The organism is Haladaptatus sp., assembly GCF_049589095.1.
Classification (GTDB): domain Archaea; phylum Halobacteriota; class Halobacteria; order Halobacteriales; family Haladaptataceae; genus Haladaptatus.
Genome location: NZ_JBAWAC010000228.1, coordinates 1 through 4,500, shown reverse-complemented (window position 1 = coordinate 4,500; position 4,500 = coordinate 1). Strand labels below are relative to the sequence as shown.

The 4,500-nt window shown below is 57.2% G+C and carries 6 protein-coding genes; 3 read left to right on the top strand and 3 right to left on the bottom strand.

What is annotated here, in order from left to right:
* Positions 1-268: 268 nt before the first annotated feature.
* The 3 genes from WBV42_RS07390 to WBV42_RS07380 all read right to left on the bottom strand — a co-directional run bounded on the left by WBV42_RS07390 (position 269) and on the right by WBV42_RS07380 (position 1,656).
* On the bottom strand, positions 269-532 hold the full coding sequence (locus tag WBV42_RS07390; RefSeq protein ID WP_423985454.1) for a HalOD1 output domain-containing protein: 264 nt from the start codon (positions 530-532) through the stop codon (positions 269-271).
* 195 nt (positions 533-727) lie between these two features.
* A complete protein-coding gene (locus WBV42_RS07385) occupies positions 728-1,102 on the bottom strand; it encodes a HalOD1 output domain-containing protein (RefSeq protein ID WP_423985453.1) in 375 nt (124 codons plus the stop codon).
* Positions 1,103-1,176: 74 nt separating this feature from the next.
* Positions 1,177-1,656, bottom strand: a complete 480-nt coding sequence (locus WBV42_RS07380) for a DUF7344 domain-containing protein (protein WP_423985452.1) — start codon at positions 1,654-1,656, stop codon at positions 1,177-1,179.
* 303 nt (positions 1,657-1,959) lie between these two features.
* On the opposite strand from WBV42_RS07380, the gene WBV42_RS07375 reads away from it, so the two are divergent.
* The 3 genes from WBV42_RS07375 to WBV42_RS07365 all read left to right on the top strand — a co-directional run.
* Positions 1,960-2,577, top strand: a complete 618-nt coding sequence (locus WBV42_RS07375; protein ID WP_423985451.1) for a hypothetical protein — start codon at positions 1,960-1,962, stop codon at positions 2,575-2,577.
* Positions 2,574-3,752, top strand: coding sequence for an anion permease (locus tag WBV42_RS07370; RefSeq protein ID WP_423985450.1), 1,179 nt, complete (start codon positions 2,574-2,576; stop codon positions 3,750-3,752). The genes WBV42_RS07375 and WBV42_RS07370 overlap by 4 nt, the downstream gene beginning before the upstream one ends.
* A 394-nt stretch (positions 3,753-4,146) precedes the next feature.
* On the top strand, positions 4,147-4,500 hold a 354-nt coding region (locus tag WBV42_RS07365), incomplete at its 3' end, for a hypothetical protein (protein WP_423985449.1).

Sequence of the window (4,500 nt, the reverse complement as noted above, 5' to 3'; positions counted from 1 at the left end):
CTGATGCAGGGGTGATCGAGTATGACCAATCCGCTCAGCAAGCCGCTTACAGCGCCCCACCGCAGGTCGACGCACTGCTCGAAGAAATGCTGGTGACGGTTTCGACTGGCGAACAGGAATCCTCACTGCAGGAATAATACGGTTCGGCTACTCGTTTATCGGTCCTCTCCACATCGTCGCCTTGCTGGTGAGTTTACTGCACTGTTTGAGTGAAGGGCAACGACTTCTACAATTCAGCACCTCTCGGTCGGCTGTTGGCAGTGACGTCCTATGTATTCAGCTCGGACACCGTGACAGTTCGATCAGAATGGATGGTAATGTGGTGCCCAGCGTACTCAAAGCTCACTTTGGGCGAGGCGTGCTGATAGAGATCTTCGAGTGCATCAGGATCGATAGCTTCGTAGAGGGGAGTTGCGGGCGTCGTGCCAGTGGCGTCGGTCACTGCCGTCACCACGGCAGCAGTGATCGACTCGGTGTCTGTAAGTCTTGTTCGTATCGATGGCTCTGGCTGCGACGGTGATGAGTTGAACATATCCTCTGGTGATGGATGGCGTGCTAATAGGTTTTAGGAGGGCAAGTGCTACCATGTGACGCTCGCCTTCGAACAGTCTAGATCGGCCATTTTCCAATGTTCCCGATACCCGCCCCGTCAGAAATCAATGGCCATCCAAACTCGACATACTGAACGGTAGAATCCAGAATCTACGAAATGAACTGGAAACTCTCGTCACTCCGAGTCTGGCTGGTTTCCACGAGCAGTGCGTTTCGACACAGTAATCCAGCCGTCACTGGTGACCTCCACGTGATACTGATTATACCAGAAGGCCACACTGCCCTCGCTATCGCGTGTCTGACCATTGATTTTCGGGCCAAAGAAGCCGTCTTCAATCGCCGCGATATCCACACAGTCGTAGAGTGGTGGATCCTTGAGATCGGTTGGAGCAACATCCTCGGCGTCCGCGATCGCGAAGATGACTTCAGTAGTGAGATCACGGCGGCTCTCGCGGTCGTAATGAGCCTGTGTGACAAAAGTCATCTCGTCGTTGTCGCTATCCTGTGCAAGTTCGGTGCCATCAGCGGTGTGGTCGTTGCTTGAGGTCATCTGTCGTCCTCCGAGTAAAAGTGTCTTAGGGTTGTATCATTCCTGAGGCAGCGATGCCTCTTGTGTCGACGTAATTACGCGGTGTCGTCACCTCGGTCGAACTCGCTACGGGCATGCGTTTCTTGCCGATTGTCGAGACTGCCGCCTGCACCCTCCAATGCGATCAACACCTGCACTGCATGCGGACCTGGCGTGATCGTCTCGGTCCCGTCATCGAACTCGATCACGTCCAAATCCACGAGGTTCGGCACGTGGGAGTGATAGAGCGATATGTACATCTCCTGGCGCGTAAGCGTCGCGATGTTCGCCTCTGCAGTATCAGTCTCCCACGCAGCAAGTTTGGTCGCAAGGTCATCAAGCGACCATTCAGCCTGTTCGGCGAGAGTGTAGACGAGGTAGCGGCGTCGTGGATGGCCGATCGCCTCGAAGACGGGTTGTAATTCGAGGATGGACTCCGAGATATCGATGTCGAGATCGCGCTCGGCAGCGCTCTCCTCGGCGGACTGACTGGAATGGGTCTCCCACTCGTCGGGAGGTGGTTCGTCCCCCGCCATAGCTCACAGTGGAGTGGGAATCGTATTAAAATCTCGGGCCTTGTTGAAATTCTCAGTCAATGATAGGTGCCGGGAATCGTGATGAATACACAACGCGTGTTCAGCACCTCACAATACTGTCAGCCGGAGGGAATTCTCTCTGGTCAGACTTACAATCGGCCACGCTCAAATATCGATATCCGGGCAAAATGTTTTTGCCAAATTACTTGAGCGGAGGGTGTGTAGAATCTGTATGTGCTTTCTCACATCTATTGATTCCAGGTTGGTTCTACCCATACTGGTGGCCTTCGGACTGGGTGAGTCGTGAACCCGAACCGCGTCGACTCGCTCATCGATCTGACCTACGGCCTGTTGATCGCGGTCTCGGTCGGACTGATAGTCATCGCCGGAACCGCTGTCGGGTTGGCATTCGGATTTGGGGTACTGATCTCTTATGTCCTCCACGTCGTCTGGAAGATGGCCCGTTTCGATCCGAACTGGATGACGACGGCGGTCAAGGAGACCGTCGAAGAGACGGTCAACGAAACAGTCGGAGAAACCGTTGACGAGACAGTCAACGAGACAGTTGAGAAGACGGTGGGCGAGACAGTGGAAAGGACAGTAGACGAGAAGGTTGGGGAGACGGTAGAGGAGACGGTCGGTGAAACCGTCGAAAAGACCGTCGGAGAGACGGTGGAGAAGACAGTCGAGGAGACGGTGGGCGAGACAGTGGAAAAGACGGTGGATGAGAAGGTTGAAGAGACGATAGAGGAGACGGTCGGTGAAACCGTCGAAAAAACAGTTGGGGAGACAGTGGAGAAGACGGTCGAAGAGAAAGTAGGCGAGACAATGGAGACAACCCTCGAAGAACAGCGTGCGGCCGAGAGCGCGAACGGCGAGACAGGCGAGCCCGCCGAAGACGGCGAGACAGAGGACCGATGAGCAGCCTCCTGCTCATCGCTGGCGTCCTCGTCGCGATGTTCGTCGCCTACAACATCGGGGGATCGACCACGGGACCGGCGTTCGGGCCGGCCGTCGGTGCCGACGCCATCTCCAAGCCTGTCGCCGCGGCGCTCATGGGCGTGTTCTTTTTCATCGGTGCCTGGACGCTGGGGCGGAACGTCGTGACAAAACTCGGTACCGAACTGGTCGTCAACACCGGTGTCTTCACGCTCGAATCCTCTATCGCCGTGCTGTTTTTCATTGGGCTCGCACTGCTGATCGGGAACCTCTTCGGCGTCCCGGCTTCAACCTCGATGACCGCGGTGGGGGCAATCGCCGGCCTCGCACTGGCCGCTGGCGTGCTGGATTTCGCCGTGATGGGACAAATCGTCATTTGGTGGGTCGTCTCGCCCATCATCGGCTTCTGGGTCTCGCTGATCATCGGCCGGTATTTTTACGCGCGGCTGAACAGGCTGATCGCGATAGAGCGCAGTACGGGGTCCCTGTTCGATCTTGACCGGTCCGGTGTCGTCCCCATCCCACGTGTCCACAAGACGACCAATCGTCGGGAGCTGGTCGGGACGGTTACTGTCGTCGCGATTGGCTGTCTGATGGCCTTCGCTTCAGGCACCTCGAACATCGCTAACGCCGTTGCACCGTTGGTTGGCAGCGGCGAACTGGCGATGAACCCGGCGATCATCTTCGGTGGGATCGCCGTCGCCATCGGCTCGTTCACCATCGCTCGACGAACCCTGGAGACGATGGGCAGTGACCTCACGGAACTCCCCCTCACTGCGGCCATCGTCGTCGCGTCGGTTTCCTCGACGCTGGTCGTCTTCCTCTCGGCGCTCGGCATCCCTGCGAGCTTCGTCATCATCGCGACGATGTCCACCATCGGGCTGGGTTGGGGCCGAGCGACCCGACCGAGGACCGCCCCCGAAATAGTCACTGGCAACGGAGGGGCTCCGGTCACGGTCGACGCGCTGGCGGCCGACAAGGAGGGCGAGACGCTCCCTCCAATCGGCGCGGAGGACGCCGAGGACATCCCTGATCCGGGGGCGTTATTCAACCCCGTGATGACCGCACGAGTCATCCTGATGCAGAACGTCGTGCCGGCCATCGCGACGGTCGGTGCCTATCTCACGTTCCGGTTCGTCCCGATATTCGGGTTCTGAGCCGGAGCCGACTTGAACCGCGTTACCATTGCCGTCCCGGACGGTGTCATCGCTCGTGTTCACGAGGGAATATCGGCGCTCGATGGTGTTACCGGTCAGTATGAACCTCGATCCTGTTGTTCCATTATACTATTCGGTAGCACACCTGTTGTCTCAGTGGTCCGTCAACCATGGACTTGTGGGTTCGTATCCTCCCGAACGTGCCAGTTTCATATTGGATAGTGCTACTGACAGGTACAAGATGAAGAGCGCGAATCGGTCACCGGCCACCTCTCGTCTGGCGAGGAGTCGGGTTAGTAGCGACAGGCGGGAGAATTATCCATATCCAACCGTTGATTCTATAACGTTACGAGACGCGCCTTCTAAGCCACCGCTCGTCGAAACGAATCAACCTATGCCAACTCTAGAAATTCACACCTTCGAAACGTATGACAGCTTTGCCGGAGAGTGGCATTCGGAGACGCTCTCCGATACAGACATCTCCCTCGAAGACGCCCGCGACCGGAGGCTACTCAACGAACAGGGAACTCGCCAATTATGGCAGTTACTGGGCTTGCTCGACGACGAGGAACTAGTGATCCAACTCCCCGAGTGGTTAGCCGATGAGAAGGGCGATTTCACGAAGAGGGCCACCCCCACGATCTTTGTCGGACGTGTCACCCGCGAAACCGAGAAAGCGGTCCTCTTCGAGGACTCAGCGGTGGTCCGTTCCCTGATGTCGATCGCCCATCGAATCCACTCATTAGAA